Source organism: Halovenus anhuiensis, from assembly GCF_037080055.1.
In the GTDB taxonomy this organism is placed as follows: Archaea; Halobacteriota; Halobacteria; order Halobacteriales; family Haloarculaceae; genus Halovenus.
On record NZ_JBAOJI010000005.1, the window covers coordinates 238678 to 256181 of the forward strand.

Annotated in this window: 21 protein-coding genes; 11 read left to right on the forward strand and 10 right to left on the reverse strand. The window is 60.4% G+C overall.

The window, feature by feature from the left end:
• Positions 1 to 39 precede the first annotated feature (39 nt).
• Together asd and V8P86_RS13595 are read left to right on the forward strand one after the other, a co-directional pair.
• Positions 40 to 1077, forward strand: a complete 1038-nt coding sequence (gene asd, locus V8P86_RS13590; RefSeq protein ID WP_336327820.1) for an aspartate-semialdehyde dehydrogenase — start codon at positions 40 to 42, stop codon at positions 1075 to 1077.
• Positions 1078 to 1122: 45 nt separating this feature from the next.
• Positions 1123 to 1644, forward strand: coding sequence for a phosphopantetheine adenylyltransferase (locus V8P86_RS13595; RefSeq protein WP_336327821.1), 522 nt, complete (start codon positions 1123 to 1125; stop codon positions 1642 to 1644).
• A gap of 24 nt (positions 1645 to 1668) precedes the next feature.
• Here V8P86_RS13595 and V8P86_RS13600 read toward each other — a convergent pair whose 3' ends face one another.
• Entirely contained in the window at positions 1669 to 3024 is a 1356-nt protein-coding gene (locus V8P86_RS13600; RefSeq protein WP_336327822.1) for an NAD(P)/FAD-dependent oxidoreductase, read from the reverse strand.
• Positions 3025 to 3205: 181 nt separating this feature from the next.
• Here V8P86_RS13600 and V8P86_RS13605 point away from each other — a divergent pair, with 181 nt between their 5' ends.
• Positions 3206 to 3775, forward strand: a complete 570-nt coding sequence (locus V8P86_RS13605; protein ID WP_336327823.1) for a hypothetical protein — start codon at positions 3206 to 3208, stop codon at positions 3773 to 3775.
• Between the two features lie 19 nt (positions 3776 to 3794).
• Here the strand turns inward: V8P86_RS13605 and V8P86_RS13610 are convergent, their stop codons facing one another.
• The 3 genes from V8P86_RS13610 to V8P86_RS13620 form a co-directional block, all read right to left on the reverse strand.
• Positions 3795 to 4415, reverse strand: a complete 621-nt coding sequence (locus tag V8P86_RS13610) for a response regulator (RefSeq protein ID WP_336327824.1) — start codon at positions 4413 to 4415, stop codon at positions 3795 to 3797.
• 581 nt (positions 4416 to 4996) lie between these two features.
• The gene (locus tag V8P86_RS13615; protein ID WP_336327825.1) at positions 4997 to 5338 is read right to left on the reverse strand and encodes a DUF5615 family PIN-like protein; all 342 of its coding nucleotides are present in this window, start codon (positions 5336 to 5338) and stop codon (positions 4997 to 4999) included.
• Positions 5338 to 5619: a DUF433 domain-containing protein gene (locus V8P86_RS13620; protein WP_336327826.1), complete on the reverse strand. Its 282-nt coding sequence runs from the start codon at positions 5617 to 5619 to the stop codon at positions 5338 to 5340. The genes V8P86_RS13615 and V8P86_RS13620 overlap by 1 nt, the downstream gene beginning before the upstream one ends.
• Before the next feature lie 586 nt (positions 5620 to 6205).
• Between V8P86_RS13620 and V8P86_RS13625 the strand changes: the two genes are divergently transcribed.
• The 3 genes from V8P86_RS13625 (at position 6206) to V8P86_RS13635 (ending at position 7782) form a co-directional block, all read left to right on the forward strand.
• Entirely contained in the window at positions 6206 to 6811 is a 606-nt protein-coding gene (locus V8P86_RS13625; RefSeq protein WP_336327827.1) for a PepSY domain-containing protein, read from the forward strand.
• 82 nt (positions 6812 to 6893) lie between these two features.
• Positions 6894 to 7190 (forward strand): hypothetical protein, encoded by a 297-nt coding sequence (locus tag V8P86_RS13630; protein ID WP_336327828.1) that lies wholly within the window; start codon positions 6894 to 6896, stop codon positions 7188 to 7190.
• A 52-nt stretch (positions 7191 to 7242) separates the two neighbouring features.
• Positions 7243 to 7782, forward strand: coding sequence for a winged helix-turn-helix transcriptional regulator (locus V8P86_RS13635; RefSeq protein ID WP_336327829.1), 540 nt, complete (start codon positions 7243 to 7245; stop codon positions 7780 to 7782).
• Between the two features lie 296 nt (positions 7783 to 8078).
• Here the strand turns inward: V8P86_RS13635 and V8P86_RS13640 are convergent, their stop codons facing one another.
• A complete protein-coding gene (locus V8P86_RS13640) occupies positions 8079 to 8453 on the reverse strand; it encodes a hypothetical protein (protein ID WP_336327830.1) in 375 nt (124 codons plus the stop codon).
• A gap of 229 nt (positions 8454 to 8682) precedes the next feature.
• Between V8P86_RS13640 and V8P86_RS13645 the strand changes: the two genes are divergently transcribed.
• Positions 8683 to 9057, forward strand: a complete 375-nt coding sequence (locus V8P86_RS13645) for a cupin domain-containing protein (protein WP_336327831.1) — start codon at positions 8683 to 8685, stop codon at positions 9055 to 9057.
• Here V8P86_RS13645 and nucS read toward each other — a convergent pair whose 3' ends face one another.
• The 3 genes from nucS to V8P86_RS13660 all read right to left on the reverse strand — a co-directional run bounded on the left by nucS (position 9058) and on the right by V8P86_RS13660 (position 10587).
• Complete coding sequence (gene nucS / locus V8P86_RS13650) at positions 9058 to 9789, reverse strand: endonuclease NucS (RefSeq protein WP_336327832.1); 732 nt, start codon at positions 9787 to 9789, stop codon at positions 9058 to 9060.
• 48 nt (positions 9790 to 9837) lie between these two features.
• Positions 9838 to 10347 carry a hypothetical protein gene (locus V8P86_RS13655; protein WP_336327833.1) on the reverse strand — a complete coding sequence of 170 codons (510 nt, stop codon included), beginning with the start codon at positions 10345 to 10347 and terminating at the stop codon, positions 9838 to 9840.
• A gap of 69 nt (positions 10348 to 10416) precedes the next feature.
• A complete protein-coding gene (locus tag V8P86_RS13660; protein ID WP_336327834.1) occupies positions 10417 to 10587 on the reverse strand; it encodes a DUF7535 family protein in 171 nt (56 codons plus the stop codon).
• Between the two features lie 102 nt (positions 10588 to 10689).
• On the opposite strand from V8P86_RS13660, the gene V8P86_RS13665 reads away from it, so the two are divergent.
• From V8P86_RS13665 to V8P86_RS13675, 4 genes are all read left to right on the forward strand, one after another.
• Positions 10690 to 12750, forward strand: coding sequence for a restriction endonuclease (locus tag V8P86_RS13665; protein ID WP_336327835.1), 2061 nt, complete (start codon positions 10690 to 10692; stop codon positions 12748 to 12750).
• 27 nt (positions 12751 to 12777) lie between these two features.
• Positions 12778 to 13356, forward strand: a complete 579-nt coding sequence (locus tag V8P86_RS13670; RefSeq protein ID WP_336327836.1) for a DUF7090 family protein — start codon at positions 12778 to 12780, stop codon at positions 13354 to 13356.
• A 58-nt stretch (positions 13357 to 13414) separates the two neighbouring features.
• The gene (locus V8P86_RS18950; protein WP_436900536.1) at positions 13415 to 13573 is read left to right on the forward strand and encodes a DUF7563 family protein; all 159 of its coding nucleotides are present in this window, start codon (positions 13415 to 13417) and stop codon (positions 13571 to 13573) included.
• Between the two features lie 129 nt (positions 13574 to 13702).
• Positions 13703 to 14812 carry a putative sulfate/molybdate transporter gene (locus tag V8P86_RS13675; RefSeq protein ID WP_336327837.1) on the forward strand — a complete coding sequence of 370 codons (1110 nt, stop codon included), beginning with the start codon at positions 13703 to 13705 and terminating at the stop codon, positions 14810 to 14812.
• A gap of 6 nt (positions 14813 to 14818) precedes the next feature.
• Here V8P86_RS13675 and glmM read toward each other — a convergent pair whose 3' ends face one another.
• Entirely contained in the window at positions 14819 to 16129 is a 1311-nt protein-coding gene (glmM, locus tag V8P86_RS13680; RefSeq protein WP_336327838.1) for a phosphoglucosamine mutase, read from the reverse strand.
• A 51-nt stretch (positions 16130 to 16180) separates the two neighbouring features.
• Entirely contained in the window at positions 16181 to 17389 is a 1209-nt protein-coding gene (sufD, locus tag V8P86_RS13685) for a Fe-S cluster assembly protein SufD (protein WP_336327839.1), read from the reverse strand.
• Positions 17390 to 17504 lie beyond the last annotated feature (115 nt).

Genomic DNA, 17504 nt, shown 5'->3' on the forward strand with positions numbered 1-17504 from the left:
TCCAAACTGTTTAGACCGCTGGTTGACCTATGACCCGGTATGACAGTACGTGCAGGCATCCTCGGCGCGACAGGGGCAGTCGGACAGCGGCTCATCCAACTTCTCGAACCACACCCGGAGTTCGAGATTGCGGCACTGACCGCGAGTGAAGACAGCGCAGGGTCGCAGTACAAAGAGGCGGCCAAGTGGCGGATCAACATGCCGATTCCGGACTCGGTCGCCGAGATGACAGTCGGCGCGACGGCGCCGGAGGACGTTCCCGACGACATCGATATCATCTTCTCTTCGCTGCCGTCGAGCATCGGCGAAGAGGTCGAACCGGCCTTCTGCGAGGCGGGGTATATCGTCTCCTCGAACTCCTCGAACGCGCGGGCTGACGACGACGTGCCGCTAACGATCCCGGAGATCAACGCTGACCACATCGATCTGATCGAGGTCCAGCGTGACGAACGCGGCTGGGACGGCGCGCTCGTCAAAAATCCCAACTGCTCGACGATCACGATGGTGCCGCCGCTGGCGGCACTGGACGACGCCTTCGGCCTCGACCGGATCACCGTCTCGACGCTGCAGGCGGTCTCGGGCGCGGGCTACTCTGGCGTCACCTCGATGGAGATCATCGACAACGCGATTCCGCACATCGGCGGCGAGGAGAACAAAATGGAGACCGAATCCCGGAAACTGCTCGGCGAGTTCGACGGCGCAGAGGTCTCCTGGCACGACGCACAGGTCGACGCCTCCTGCAACCGGATTCCGACGCTGGACGGCCACCTCGAAAACGTCTGGACCGACACCGCCGAGGATGCGACCGTCGAGGAAGCGAAGGAGGCTCTGCGATCCTACCCGACGCTGGATCTCCACAGTTCGCCGGACCAGCTCATCCACGTCTTCGAGCAGCCTGACCGACCGCAGCCGCGGCTGGACCGCGATACGGAGAACGGTATGGCCATCGCGGCCGGTGGAGTTCAGGAGACAGAGGGCGGACTGCAGTTCAACTGCCTGGCACACAATACGCTACGCGGTGCGGCCGGCGCGTCGGTACTGAACGGCGAACTGTTGCTCGAACGGGGCTACCTGTAGCTCCAGACCAGTACGTATAGGTGACCGTATCACGAAAGCTCCGGTGTGACAGGGAGCGACCGGACTGCAATTTTGGGTGGGACGTTCACACCGATTCACAACGGACATCGAGCACTGCTACACAAGGCATTCCAGACCGCCTCACACGACGGCGAGGGCGACGGGCACGTCATCGTCGGGTTGACCTCATCCGACCTGGCAACCGAGACACGGGGGAACTCGAAACACGCGAAGCAACTCGGCTCCTACCCCAACCGACGAGAGGCGCTGGCGGGAGAACTCGACATTCTCGCCGAGACGTACTCGGCTAGCTACGAAATCGTCAAATTACAGGATACGTACGGCCCTGCCGCGACGCGAGCGGACGCCGACGCCCTGATCGTCTCGCCGGAAGCGAAGGCCCAGCGTCGGGCGAACGAACTCAACGAGGACCGTCTCGAACGCGGATTAGACCGATTGGAGATTCACACCGCACCATTTGTCGTCGCAGAAGACGGGACCCGAATCAGTAGTACACGAATCAGAAACGGCGAAATCGACCCCAACGGTCGAATCCTCGACGAGTAACGCCCCCCACAGCCGGATCCCTCCTCAGATAACGTACTCCGACTCCCGGAACTGCACGTAGTTGCCGCTTTTGAACCGGCTTCTCGTCCGCTTGTAGCCGTAGAGCAGTTTGAACCCAGTCAGACCTGCTCTGAGTGTACTCCGCCAGTTGTACTCGCCGCGGTTGACCATCGTCTCGGCCGCGCCGAAGGTACGATCCCAGTCACTGGGCTGGTACCCTCTGACGAGTTCGGCCATCGTGACGTTACGCAGGAACTCGGTCCCGAGCGCTGCTTGCCACTCGCGGTTGTACCCGTTGAGATCGCCCTCGCCCGCGAGTCGGCCCGCTATCTTGCCAGTTCTGACTGCGACGTGGTCGCCACCTTCGTGAAACGCCGAAGTGCCACCCATCGCCCCGCCGACGACCGCGATTCCTGCCTCCGTCGGGGATTCGATGGGGCGCGTCGAGGAGATGGCGTAGGTTTCGGTTCCCTTTCGCTTGCCTCGGTCCTCCGCCAGCGGGAAGTCCTCGATATCGTATTCGGGATACTCGCGTTCGATCAGTCGCTCGATGTAAGTTCGGCCCTGCGGGATCTGAGTATCCTCTTCGCGAAGCAACTCCCAGAGCTGTGGATCGTAGTCGTCGATATCCAGCCCGATGGGCATCGTCAGTCCGATTCGAGCGACTTGGCCGTCGTTCGGGAAGACCCACGGATAGGCCGTGTGGCCGGGCATCAGCCCCCACCAGAACTTCAGGCGTCCGGGCTCGTAGAGTTCCTCGGGTACCTCGCGGTGCTCCTGATAGGCGATGTGGTTCACCTCGGTCGGGTTGAGAATGTTCTCGATGGCGTGCTCCGTCGTGAACTGATCGAGGGTCTCGGTTGTGACCGTCCGCTGGGGACCGTCGGCGAGGATGAGATACTCCGCCGTGATCTCCTCGCCGTTCGACAGCGTTAGCGTGTGCTCGTGGCTGCCGTTGACCGTGCTCTCGACGTTCGTCACGCTATCGCCGATCTGGTAGTTCGCGCCGGCCGATTCGGCTCGTTCGCGGAGCCAATCGTCGAACTTTGCTCGGTGGAATGCCACCCCGAACTCCGGGTAACTCGCGTCGATACCCGTCTCGTCGATCCGAAACGTCTCCGAGGGCCCGATAAAATCCGCGCCGTCCAGCGATCTGAGGATCACGTCGTCGGGTATCTCGTCGGGCTCGAAATCCATCAGGTCGATCCAGTAGTCGAGCAACCCCGCCGCGTCGGTCGAGTCGGGTCCGAGTCCTTCGCGGTCCTCCCGCGGAACTCCCTTCTCGATGACGAGCGCGTTCGCACCCGTCGACGCGGCTGCCGCTGCCGCGGCAGTGCCGGCGGGCCCACCACCAACGATTGCTACGTCGACACGCTCCATACCTGTAGGCCAGCCACTCGGTGCTTAAATCCACTGCTATCCGTCTCGATGCCGGTGCCGCTACTCTGTCAGAGTGAACCGCTCCTTCGGCGGCCAACTACCCGCATTCATGACTGCAAGCCGATACTTTCTAACCTCGTTCAAAAAACACTATTGCGTGTCACAGTATAGCATGACATCCATGAACGACCAGTCCGACTCGGTCAGCACGGCCGTTTCTCGTTCTCGGCGCGTATTTCTCAGTTCGGTCGGAGTTGGACTGGCGTCGCTCTCGACGTTCACCACGGTCGGTCGCCTCAGTCGGGGTGAGAGCCGGACCGCGGACAAAAGCGACGAGGCGACTCGGCCATCCGAACCGGTCAATACTAAACTCGGTTTCAGTTCGACGGCAGTCACGACCAGAGAGACAGTCATCATGACCTGCGAGTGGGAAATCACTACTCGCGTCGCCTCCGGTGGGTTTCACAGCTTGATGGCGGTCGTTCAGTCTGCCACTATCGATTCTCCAGAACCGATCACAGAGCCGTTTCCACCGGATCGCAGGTGGACTTACGACACGGCGGGTGCGGACATTCCGATTCGTGGCGCGATATATCAGTGGTCCGCAGCGGACAGGTGGGTCACGCCCTGCACATACCGGGTTGAGGCACTGATCGATCCGTATCATTCGGGAGAAGTCACCGCACTTGTGGGCCCGTCAGGTGGTGAGTACTTCGACTGGACACGAGAGACAATTTCTGTCGACTGGTGACTCGGGGCCGTTCGTTGGCTCAGGGGGACTGACGGATCGAGGCTGTCGGCGATGTCAGCCCGGATTTGTCCGATCCCGACGTTGTTTCGAGTGACTCGAACGCCGCACTCCAGTTGATTTCGCTTCCTTCGAGAATCGTGTTGACTTGCGAGTGTTTGTGTTCGGCTTGCTCACAGAGCTTGAGATACTCTTCGACGCTTTCGAGGTCTTCGGGAGAGGCGCTCGCTTCGACCCGACCGACAGTCGCGCTGACCGCGAAAAACTCCAACAGCGCTGACTGGTAGGCTTTCTGCGTCCCAATTTTTTCGATCGTCGTTTCGAGGGTTTCTCTATCGGCCGGTTTCCGGATGTACTCGTCGACCGGCGACTCCGCGACGGAGAAATTCGCCCTCTCGGAACTGATCATGATGATCTGGCAGTCGTATCCGTCGTTGCAGATCTCCGCCGCCACGTCGAGACCGGACGGACCAGGCATGTTCCGGTCGAGGAGGACGAGATCGACACTGGGATCGATCTCTTCGAGTGCGACTGTTCCGTTCGGGGCAGTCCGAACGCCGTGATCTGATTCGAGCCAGAGCGTGTAGAGATCCCGACAGCCCTCGGTATCGTCGACAACTAATATCTCAAGGTTCTCAGTCATTCTCTTAGTTCTATCATCGGAGTAGTCTACCCTTAATTGTCGACACCGTCCACAACCGTTCATACCGTTTAGTCTGTTTTCACAGCGTTTAAACGCCACTTTTTACCCTCTCCTGCCACCATTTACCAAAAATTGGGTTACTGCCGTACTGCCGCCGATACAATTGTCGATACTGATACCGCTCTCTGTCCACCAGTTGTGGGGTCGGATTCGGGGCTGGTCGTCGTGTTTAGTCGAATCTGGGTGTACGAAGGGTCTAAACGACTGGCCGGCATTCTTTCGAATGCATGCCTTAGTCCCCGCGTGAGCAGACCCGCTCGGGTGCGATGACAGCGCGGTGAACCCGGGCATGCGATATCCGGCCCCGTTCGGGGCCACACGAGCGGCGACCGCCGCTCGCGCGACTGGTCATCTTGACGGATGACCCGCCTCGACGGCTGACGCCGTCTCGGCATTCCGGTTATCCTGACGGATAACCCGCCCGGCACGAGGGTTAGCCGGCCGACCAAGGCACACCGCCGGGAATGACGCCGGTCGTTAGTGTTCCGGGCGTACATTTTATATGTCCGAGAGAGAGGTCTCTATAGCCAGTTTCGACTCACGTATTCGAGCATCACGTCGGACTGGTCTATGTACTCGGAGAGTTCGTATACAATGTCTCCGACTTCTTGGGCCGAAAGGGTCTGATCCTTCTGGAAAAGAATCCCAACTGTTTCTTCGATATCGATCTGGGTGAAGAAGAAGTCATCCTGCGTGAGAATGAGGCGATCCGTCTCGCGTCCGTATGTAGCGATCGATTCATCGCCAGCACCGAGGCCGAGTTCTTCGACATCTCCAACCCACTCGACATCGTATCCGAGTTTCCGTAGGTAGCGGATCGTCGCCTGCTCGACGTTTTCGTCAGCGAGGATACGATACCCCATTAGTCGCGCACATCGTCAGGATCGCTGGTCAAGTGATCGTGCTCCTCGACTGCGGATTGCCGCTGGCGTTCAATCGTACGCATCTCTTCGGGATGGTCGTGATAGTACGTGAGCGCCCGATAGACATCGGCCACATCGAGGTCATGGCGATCAGCGACTGTTCTCGGAGCGAGCTCTCGCCCTTCAACCTGCTCTTTGATGAACTGAACAGTAATTCGCCGGCCTTCGAGATGTGGCTCGTCGTGTAGTTCCTGCACGATACGTCTCGTCACTTGGCTCATACAACATGCTACGCCGCCATCATACTTGAACGTCTGGACTGGAGTTCTGTCCGGTTTCCACGTTCACCGAGCCTACTAGTAGCTTCTCGCGCGATAGTGTTCCGGGCGTACATTTTGAGTATTCTCCTAGAAATATCTATAAATAATATCTATTGCTTCAGCTACGGTATACCGTTGAGATCGGTTCTTTCGTAGTAATCGCTCTTCCTAGCGAATTTTTGGAAACAGTCGATGCTGACGAGCCCGGAATGAGGTCTACCGGGAGTATTGACATCTGTCAGCGTTGGATGACCGTGTGAATACAAGGCGCGAGTCTTCCACGGAATCAGATCCCGATTTCGGGCATTTTGAACACTTCAACATCGGAGAGACAATCTCACTTTGCTCAAACTGGATTGGCTCCGGGTTTCCGCCATCTTGTAATCTAACTATTTGGGATATTATATTAACTAACGTAGAAAAATCTGCCATACTCAGTCGTTAGAGGCGCGTACCACTGTTAGACTCATATACCAAACGACACTTTACTACTGGACACCTACCTGTATATGGAGGCACAAACGAAATGAATCTGAATCGTCGAACGATGTTTGGAGCAATCGGCGTCATCGCACTCACCCTGTTCGTCATTGCCGGCAGCGGCTTTGCACTCGCGCAGGACTCGGGGTCGTCACCACTCGATGGCGACGATGACGATGACTCGGTTGCAGAAAGTGAAGTCTCACTCTCTCAGGAGGAAGCAATTAATATTGCAACCGCCGAAGCTGACGGAGACGTTGAGGAAGTCGAACTCGAAAGCGAGGATGGCACACCCGCCTATGAGGTCGAATTCGTGACAGCAGACGGTGCCGAAACCGAAGTCGCCGTTCACGCGAATGACGGCACAGTCCTCGAAACAGAGTCAGAAAACGAGAACGAGGAGATGGAAGAGAACGAAGAGGATGAGATGAAAGAAGACGAGGAGTCCGTTGCGCCCGGCGATGTCTCACTCTCTGAGGAGCAAGCGATTGATATCGCAACTGCCGAGGCTGACGGAAACGTCGAAGAAGTCGAACTCGAAGCTGAGGACGGCACACCCGCCTATGAGGTTGAGTTCGTGACGTCGGACAGCTCGGAAACCGAAGTCGCTGTCCACGCGAACGACGGGACGGTGCTGGAGACCCAGACTGAAGACGAGGAAACTGGCGAGTAAGAGCCAACTCACCCCCTGCTCGATCAACACACCCTATCGACCCACCAACCATTTAGTCACATTCAACATACTCTGATATCCGATGACGGAAATTGAACTGTTCGAACCGGAGACACTCATCCGGACTCTCACGCTCTTGATAACGATGGTGGTGTTTCTCATCACTGCACTTGCCTACTACCGCACCCGGGTGAGTCGCGTCCTGATACTCGCGCTGCTCGCTGCCTTACTCGCAACCGACCTCCTGTTGGAAGTGGGTGACGAGTTTCTCGAAGAAGGTATCCCCCACTTCGAGTTGCTCACGAGTCTGTTCGCACTCGGGATTTCACTCCTCTTGTTGGCGACGGTAGTGTGGCGCTTTGAGCGGCAGCCATCATGACGCTTCGAACACGCCGAGTCGGCTCATATGAATAGAACTGAGGGCACACACGATGGGTAGACGCAACTCGCACGATAACAAGGAAGATGTCCTTGAGTTGGAGACACGCAAGGAAATCTTCGAGTACGTGCAGGCAAATCCGGGGGTCCACTTCAGCCAACTCAAGCGCGACCTCGACATGGAGACGGGGCTCGTCCAACATCACCTATCCACCCTCGAAGACTACGACGTGCTTACCAGCGAAGATCACCAGGGCAAACGCCGACTGTTCGTCGCCGAGGAACTTGCCGAGGACGAGCGTGCAATCCTCTCTTCACTTCGGTACGAGACGACACGCCACATTCTGCTGTTTTTAGTAGAGGAGTCCACGGCCCGGAACGGAGCGATTGCCGAGGAACTCGGTGTGTCACCAGCGACGGTGTCTTGGCACGTCTCACGCCTCATCGAGAACGGAATTGTCTCCGAGGTAGAGGATGGCCGGACCACGTACTATACTGTCGCTGACGAGGACCTCACCATGCAACTCCTGGTGCGATATCAGGAAAGCTTCGTTGACAGAGCTGTGGATAATGTGCTTGATTTCTGGGGCTGACCGATAGGGAATCGCACAAAACAGCGCCGGATCTTCAGTAATCTCGCCGCAACATACACGCTCTATATTCAGCACGCCATTCGTGTCCTCTGCTGGTGATGTTCAGCAGAGCCCCTCGCATTATGGTGTTTCCACCTTCGCCAGGCCTACTAGTAGATCCTCGTCGGATAGTGTTCCGGGCGTACACTTTCGAACTACCGCAGATACATCTCCAGTGAGTCTACGACGCGATCCACGAATTCATCACTAACTCGGCCCTGCCACGCGACGACATCGCCGCGTTCCGGCTCCATCGATCACTCGTCCTCGCTCGAATTCTGTTCGCTCGGATGCGGCTGGTCGGGTGCGACAGCGTCCCAACGCTCCGACTCGATTCCACCGTCGGCTTCGTCGATCTGTTCGCTCACGTCGTGTAGATCGTACGCTGCGGCGACCCGTTGTTCGTCCTCGGTGATTGCCCAGTACTGCCCTCGATGGCGGACGAGATCACGCTCTTTCAATCGCGTGAGCGCGGTGCCGACCGTGTTCGGGTTCTCGTCGATGGCAGTAGCTATCTCCGACCGAGCAAACGCCGCGTCTTGGTGCGTGTGGAGGTACGTAATCACCTGTTCGGGTACGCTCGGCCCCTCCGGCAAGTTCCCCGATTCGAACTCGTCAATACTCACGGGCATACTGTGAAATTGGCGTGCTTACGTAATGAATATACTGCCGTACTTTGAGTGCGGATCCACTAGTAGATCCTCGTCGGATAGTGTTCCGGGTGACAGTCCTTTTCGTCACCAGCGACCGCTCTCGGAGATATTCGGCAGTAGTTTCTCCCGCCGGCCGCTTCTCCTAACGAGTGTATGGCCCCAGCACAGCCGCGACCAGCGATGGAATCGACTGTTTGCCCACAATAACATGCCAAAGACAACATTCGACACAGAACGAATTTTCGACGACGAGCAGTTTGCAACATCGGGCATCTTCGACAGCGACCGGATGAAAGTCGTCTGTGGCTACTTCGAGCCTGGGCAGTTCATCCCAGTCCACGCGCCGTCGAGCGACGTGATGATTCACATCAAGTCCGGAACCGGCATCGTTCGTGAAGGCTCGACCGACCACGAGGTTTCACCGGGCGACATCGTCGTCGTCCCGGCCGAGACTGATCGTGGAATCAAAGCCGACGACGATACTCGGCTCGAAGCCCTGCTCGTGACGGCTCCGCCGCCGACCGACGAAGAACACGCCCCGGTCCGCAAAGGCCTCAAAAACGACGAGTTCGACCCGCAGTAATTACTCCGGCGTCGGTGAGACTGAGACGAACTCCAGTCCGCGCCGTTCGAGGAGGTTGTGCGCTCTGTCTGTGACAGAGGGTGCGACGAGAATCCCCCGGACGGTCCGCCCGGCGTGTAGGTCGGATTCCAGTGCCTCGACGTACCGATTCAGTTGACTCACCGCGTCGGGGCCGACCCGACGGCGCTTCAGTTCGACCACAACCGCGTTGTCGTCGCTGTCGGTCCCGTAGATGTCCACTGCGCCCGCCGAGGTGTCGCGTTCGGTCGCTCGCGGCTCGAACCCCTCCTCGACCAGTTCGGGTCGGTCGAGAATCCGATCACGCAGGTCGGCCTCGGTGCCCAACACGGTCACGTCGCTGTCGCCGGTCCCATCATAGACGACCACCTGATCGACTCGCTCGAAGGCGACCAGCAGCCGTTCGTCCGGGTTCGTGCGAACGCTCTCGACGAGCAACTCACCGTCGTCTAGCCGCCCCTCGTGGGTACAGCCCGGCGGCTGCCAGTTCACGGGCTGTTGGCCGCTGTCGGTGTGGACGAGGATCGTCCCGTCAGGTTTGAGAACGACGAGTCTGTTGCCCGCATCGAGCGAACTCGCTGCCCGGCCGTCGTACTCGACGCGGCACCGACCGAACAGCGTGATCAACCGCTCCCCGGCGATTCCGCTTTCGAGCAGATCGAGTGCTTCGCTGACCGTCGGTGCGCTGTGGGCCTGCAATCCCTGCTCGGTCACAGTCCCAGATCCGGCGCGGATCTACATGTGGCTGGCGATTTCCCCGACCTACTCTGACCCCCACAAGCGTTCGGACGCCGACGCCGAGAGATATCGCTCGCGAGCACCACCGACGCACAACAAGGACTGCTGGGCATCTCTTCGGCTCTTCGCTCCCCTCTCGATCGCGTCCCCGAGTCGCTCTTTCTCTCGGCGAATCTGGTCTCTGAGCCGTGTCAGTTCGCTCTGTGATTCGACGCGGAGCAGTACACCACAGGAAATGTCCGTCTCATCGCCCTCTGTAGTCGGAATACCGGTCCAGACCGGGAGATAGCTGCTCACGCCGTCCGGGTAACAGCGGAGACAGAGGTCGAGTTGGAGATAATCCAGTTCGTCGACGATATCGGGCCAGCAATTTCTGCCACACCGGCGCCACTGGTCGTCGCCAGCGGCGTCTTTTCTCGGACACTCTCCACGCGCCGCGGCATTGACGAGTCGCTCTGACTCGGTCCACTGCGTCCGGAAGAGATCGTAGTGGCCTTTCTTGTCGTGACAGGCCGCGAGCGCACGCTCACCCACGTCGGTCCCCTCTGTTGTCGACCATCGGAGTGAGGTGGTCCAGTGCTGGTAGAAAAAGCCTCGGGTGGGTTATCGCGGTCGCTTGCCGGCTCCGAATAGCCGTAGAACGACCACGACGAGCAGTACGAACGGCAGTACCGGGAGAAAGAGCAGACCGATCAGGATCGCAATCGTCCAACCGATAACGCCCATCCCGCCTTTGCTGCCGTACTCGCGCTGTGGAGTGACGGTATCTGTCATACCAGCCCGTACCACCCCCCGTCCAAAGAGGGTATCGACTCTCCGTCCCTGCCGAAGTATTTACTGTTCCCCACATAGAAGTGAACGATACTCGAATAGGGCATGGGTACGATAATTGACCTCACCGACGGGCAGGACCACAAAATCCTCCAGACGACGGAAGCCGACGGGCTGTTCGGCGGGACGTATCTCGACGGTCAGCCGCTCGGCCAGTATCTCGACGGGAACGAGCAGCCGAAATACGTGCTTCGGAACAAGAAATCCGGCGTGACGATCGAAGGCGACGACGAGCGCTCGCTCGAACCCGACAGCCAGTTTCAGGCGTTCGCGCTCGTGACCGACCTCCGGATCATCTTCGTCGTCGGCAAACAGGGCGGCGACGATTCGCTGACGCTCCGACTCCCCGACATCGTCGAGGTGAGCACCGAGAGTGGGTTGCGAAAGAGTTCGCTCTCGATCGAGACGCTGACCGACGAGGTGTGGCTGTTTCCGTGTTCAGGTGATCCGACGGCAGTCAGACAGTATCTCGAAGAGGCTGCACAGATCTGGGCGAACGCCGCCCGATTGCTCGACGATCTGGAGGAGGCGCTGGGTGTCGCAGAGCAGGAGCTGGCAGCCGACAACCCCGACGCCGCTCGCGAGCACCTCGACGGTGCCAGAGAGACCATCGAGACGGCGATCCACCGGATCGCTGAGGTCGGACCGGCGGCCCGGACACAGATCAGCGACCGTGCCGACGAACTCCGAGACTGGCTCACCGATGTCGAACGCGAACTCGCCGGCGCGGACGGTGCCCGCGCACACGCAGGCGCTCAGTCCCTCTGGCAACACAACGAGTACGAGGCCGCCGCGGCGTCGTACGATCAGGCCATCGAGGCCTACCAGCAGGCGCTCGATATCGATGGGTCCGCGCCGACGACAGAATCACTTCAGAGCCGCCTGCGTGGCGCGGCCGCGGAGCGCGAACTGCTCCGGGTCGGCCCGATTGTCGACGCCGACAGTTCGCGCCGCCGTGCGATGGCACTCGCCGACCCCGAGGACGCAGCGGGCGAGTGGGAACGAGCGCTGGATCTGTATCACGATCTGCTCGGCCTCGACTGGGGGGAATCAGACAGCGAGTTCGTCGCCGACCGCGAACTAATTCGCGAGCAGACCTCCGAAATCGCCGACGACGCGATCAGCGATCACTACGAGGCGGGTCGGCAGTGGCTCCGTTCCGGCGACAAACTGGCCGTCCAGGGCCGGGACAAGCAGGCCACGCAGGTGTATGAGCGGGCGGGCGAACAGTTCGAGCACGCCCGGCGACTCGCCAGCGAAGTTCGTCCGGATCGACTCGACTCGGCCGAGAACGGGATCGCGGCCACCGACGCCCGACTCGACGGTGACCGTCCGACAGAGGCCGTCCCCACAGATCCCATCGAATTCGACCCGGCAGAAACAGCCGGTGAAGACGCGGATTCTGACTCGGATGCCGACGACTCGGCGGAGGCGACCGCTGACGGCATGGAAGGACTGTCCTTCCACGACTCGGGGTCGACAGCGACACAGTCTCACGAGCCAACTCCCAATACGGAGAGCACTCCGCCACAGTTCGAGGCCGATGGACAGCACTCGGAGTCGGTTCTCGACCGGATTCAGGCACAGAAACAGACGGATCACACCTCGACTGCTTCGGACTCTACCTACCAGGGAGAGAGCGCCGACAGTTCCGACCCATCGCCGACAGAATCAATCGACTCAGGAGCGCTCCAGGAACGGATCGACGGCGTCGATGCGGCGGAACTGCGAGCACTCGTCGCACGGCTCTGGGGGGCGGGTCGCTGGAACACGTCGGTGCTCGACGGGGCCGGGCAGGCGGTGTACGACGTTGTTGCGGTGGCTGAGGGGGCTGACGAGCGGCTGCTGTTGTGGACGGTTGCGGCCGACGCAGGGCCGGTCGACCGGAAACTCATCAAACAGTGTGCCACGACAGTCGAGGACAGCCAGAACTCGGATACGGCTGTTGTCGTCACAACCGGATCGATCACGCCTGCAGCACGCTCGGAAGCCGAAGAGTCGACTGTCACGATTGTCGGCCCGGATTCGCTACTCGACCGTCTCCGAGACGCTGATCTCGCCGGGGCTGTTCCGCCGGTCGAAAACGGCGAAAGCCCGCAAACTTAAGACGCTACCACCCCGGAGTAGTGGTACATGGAGTACACGCTGCCGATCGAGAACACGCCGGAGACGATTCCAGGCGGAACCGGCCTGCTTCTCTTTCACCCGAGTATCGGCGAAACCGACCGGATCGATACGCAGTTTTTCAAAACGGATACCGACCACCTGCTCGTCATCTCGACGCGAACGACTGCCCGTGAAGTCGAACAGAAACTCGAACACTACGAAGTCGACGAGGACCGTGCGACAATCCTCGACACGCTCTCGGTCGAGCGCGGCTACACCCGCCGTCCGAGCGATCACGTGAAGTACGTCTCGACGCCCGAAGACCTCGACGCGATCATCGAGGAGACTCGTGAGTTTCTCGATTCCCACGACGGCAAATTGCGGGTCAGTCTCGACTCGATCACCGAGATGATCTACTACGCTGACGAGGAGCAGGCCGAGGAGGCCGTCGCCGAACTGCTCGAACTGCTCGAGGAGTACGACGCTGTTGGACTCTTTCACCTGGCCCGCAGCGTTCACGACGAGGAGGTCCGCGAGTCGTTCAGCGAGCTATTCGACGGCGTGATCGAACTCGACGAGGACGGTTCGGTTTCGTCCTCGCTGTAGGGACGAAACCCCAATTATCACCAACCATTATTACGACGGGGCCATACAGATAGCTTGTATGCCGGAATGTCAGAACTGCGGTGCATTCGTTACGGCGGATTACGCACGAGTATTCACACCGAACGGTATCGACAAACCGCGTGTGTGTCCACAGTGTGAAGACAAGATCCGGGATGGTGCGGACGTGCGCCAGGCCCGGTCCACGCGACGGGGGTAGTTGCTGACCGCCCTCCTTTGTTCTTCTCTGACTCTCTTCGATTTCTCTCTTATCTACTGCACACCTGAGTGGCAACTCTCCCCCCAGGCTGTGCTAACGTACTTGCCGCTCGCCCGATAAGTGGGGCGTGTGCGACGGGCATTCGACCGACGGGAGTTCGGAGTCGAGTTCGCGTGGAACGAACTCACGGGTGCTGTCGGCGACTCCGTCACTGTCCTTCCGATTGTTGTCACGGTCGCCGTTCTGACGGAACTCTCGCTTACGGTCATGCTCGTCTGGTTCGGTGTCTTTCAGATCGTCTGGGGGCTGTACTACGGGGTTCCGATCTCCATCGAACCGATGAAGGCGCTGGCTGCGCTGGTTATCGCCGGCTCAATTACGACCGGCGAACTACTGCTCGCGGGGCTGATCCTCGGCGCGGCGTTGCTCGTCCTCGGCGGGACTGGCTCGCTCAGCCGTCTCGGCAGATACATCGGCAATCCGGTGGTGCGGGCGATTCAGTTCGGCGTCGCGCTTGTCTTGCTGGAGACTGGACTCCGACTCGGAGCGGCCGATTTCCGACTCGCTGGTCTCGCCGCCGTCGTAGCGCTGGCGTTCATCGCAGTTGGCTACCGCAACCTCGGAGCGTTCGCCGTCCTCCTCGTCGGCGGTGTGGTCGCCGCCCTTCAGACCGGCCTTCCAGCACCCACCCTCCCGCCGGTTCCAGCCGGATTCGTTCAGTTCGATACACTCTCGCTCACGACCGGCACCATCGAGGCGGCGCTGGGCCAGTTCGCGATGACTGTCGGTAACGCAGCGCTGGCGGCCTCGATCTTGCTCGGTGATTACTTCGATCGAACCATCTCACCCGACGAACTCTCGATGAGCATGGGTGTGATGAACCTCGCCGCCGTTCCGTTCGGCGCGCTCCCGATGTGTCACGGCAGCGGCGGGATCGCCGGAAAATATGCCTTCGGTGCCCGCACTGCCGGGGCAAACGTCATCCTCGGCGTCGCCTACATCGCCGTTGCACTGCTGGCGGTCGGGATGGTGACCGCCTACCCGACCGCCGTCCTCGGTGTCATCCTCGCACTGGTCGCCCTCCAACTCGGCTGGACCAGTCTGCGCCAGACAGACTCGATTTTCTTCGTCGTCGCTGTCGGTGTCCTCGGTCTCGTCGTCAACCTCGCGGCAGCCTTCCTCGTCGGTGTTGTGCTGTCGCTCGGAAGGCGTCGACTCTCCGGTGGGGCGATTCCGTAAGCGCGGTCACTCCGCGCTGGCATCCCCGAGTAACTCCATCGCTTGCTCGGCAATCTCTCCAGCCCGCGCTTCTGTCCGCGCCTCGGCGGTCATCCGAACGAGCGGTTGGGTCCCGCTCGCCCGGAGGAGAAACCAGCCGTCGCCAAGGTCGACCCGAACCCCGTCGAGCGTCGAGATATCCTCGAACTCCTCGGTCACGCGCTCGCTCACTGCGTCCATCACCGCTTCCTTTCGATCCGTCTCGATATTGTCTCGGCGAATCGGATACGTTTCGACGGCGGCGGCGCGCTCGGCCAGCGGTGTCTCCGCTGCCATCGCGGCGATCCGGCAGGCCGCCAGCGGTCCGTCGGGACACAGCGTTTCCTCCGGCCAGATCCACGCCCCGCTCGGTTCGCCGCCGAAGACGATCCCCGGTTCACTCGCCGCCTCCGCTACGTAGACATCACCGACCGGCGTCCGCCGTGTCTCGATTCCACCGTCGGCGAGGTGGTCCTCAACGGCCAGACTCGTATCGACCGGGACCGCTACGGCCTCGCCCTCGCTCGCTGCCGCGCGGCCGAACAGCGCGAGCAGTACATCTCCAGAGAGGAATTCGCCTTCGGCCGTCGCAGCGCGCATTCGGTCCGCGTCGCCGTCGTGGGCAATTCCCAGGTCGGCGTCTGTCGACGCGACGAGTTCTGCGAGTGATTGGCAGTTCTCCGCGGTCGGTTCGCTCGGTCTCCCGGGAAAAGAACCGTCCTCTTGAGCGTTCAGGGTCTCGACTTCACAGCCGAGTTCGTCCAGTACCGCCGCCGTCACGCCGCCCGCGCCGTTGCCGACATCGACGACGACGGAAAGGTCTCCGTCGATATCCACCGCGTCGAGCAGTGCTTTTCGGTGTGTCCCGGTGTGATCGACTGCCGACTGGTCGCCGAACGCGTTCCAGTCGGCGAGCGCGGTCGCCTCCGATTCGATGCGCTCGGTCATCTGCTTGCGCAGTTCCGCGTCGAAAGCCTGTCCGCTCGGTTGCCAGAGTTTGATTCCGTTGTCCTCTGGCGGATTGTGTGAGGCTGTAACTGCGACGCCAGCGTCGGCGTCCTCCCAGCCAACCGCCCGCCCGACTGTTGGCGTCGCTGCAACGCCGAGGTCGATCACGTCGGTTCCCGATTCGCGTAGACCCGCGGTCACGGCGGCCTGTAGCGTCTCGCCGCTCTCGCGAGGATCACGACCGACGACGACGCGGTCGTACTCGATACCGAGTGCGTGGCCAACCTGCAGCGCAAGCGCTGCCGTCACCTCCTCGCCGACTGGGCCGCGAATACCGCTGGTTCCGAACATACCTTGCTCTGCTCGGGGATGGCGCAAAAAATGACCGAAAGAGACGGTATGTTACCGCAGTCGAGCAGCGATGAGGTCTTCGAGGTCTTCGCGGAGTTCGTCGACCTCGATCTCCTCGTGGACGGGGACGAAGAAGCCTTCGACGAGCATGTTCGTCGCCTGCTCCTTGCCGATTCCCCGCGAGTTCATGTAGAGCAGATCCTCGCTGTCGACCTGCCCGACCGTCGCGGAGTGGCTCGCTTCGGTGTCGTGGTTGTTGATGATCAGTTTCGGCGAGGCGTCGGCCTCGCTGTCGTCCGACAGCATGAGAGTGTTCTCACGCTGGTAGGAGTTGGTATCCCACGCTTCGGTTCCGACGTCCTGAACACCTTCGTATACCGAGCGCGCCTCGTCATCGAGGACGCCCCGGGTCACGAGGTCGGCCGTCGTGTGTTCGGCTTCGTGCCAGACGCGGCTGGCGATATCGATGTGCTGATCCTCGTGGCCGAAGAAGGCCCCGACGATTTTCGACTCGCTGCCGTCGCCCAGCAGGCGGGTCTCGACGGAACTCTTGGTGAGACGGGTGCCGATGTTGCCCTCGATCCAGTTGACCTGGGCGTCTCGGGCGGCGTGGCCGCGCTTGACCTGGTAGTTGTAGGTCTCCTCCGAGAGATTCTGGAGGGTTCCGTACTGCACGTGGGCGTTCTTGCCGGCGGCTGCCTCGACGACACCGCTGTAGTACTGTCGTCCGTCGAGCTCTTCGCCTGTAGATTGCCGTTCGAGAATCGTCACACTCGCCGACTCCTCGGCGATGACGAGCGTGTAGTTGAACAGCGACTGGGAGTTGATCCGGGTGCGGATCTTCACGTCCTCGGCGACGACACCCTCAGGGACGTAGACGACCGTTCCTGCACTGAAGAGTGCGGTCGACAGCGCTGTGAGGTAGTCTCGCTCGGGATCGACGACGCTACCGAAGTGATCTTCGATCAGGTCGCCGTGCTCGTCGACTGCGTCTGCCCACGAGAGCACCTCGACGCCCTCGGCGTCGACGCGGTCTTTCTCTTGGGCCATCTCCAGCGGATCGATGAACTCCTCGTATTCGAGCGCATCGAGGTTCGTCCAGTCTCGACCCGGCGTTCGGATGACCGACGGCATGTCGAGGTCGTCCAGCGCGTCGAGCGCGTCGAGACGGGTCTCCAGCAGCCACTCGGGTTCGCCGAGCGACTCGCTGATCTCCGTTACCTGTTCCTCTGTCAGATTTGCGTGTACCTGCGTACTCATTGTAATCACCTCGGAGTTATCCGAGACTGCCCTCCATTTCGAGTTCGATCAGTCGGTTCAGTTCGACGGCGTATTCGATGGGCAGTTCCTCGGTGATTGGCTCGATGAAGCCAGC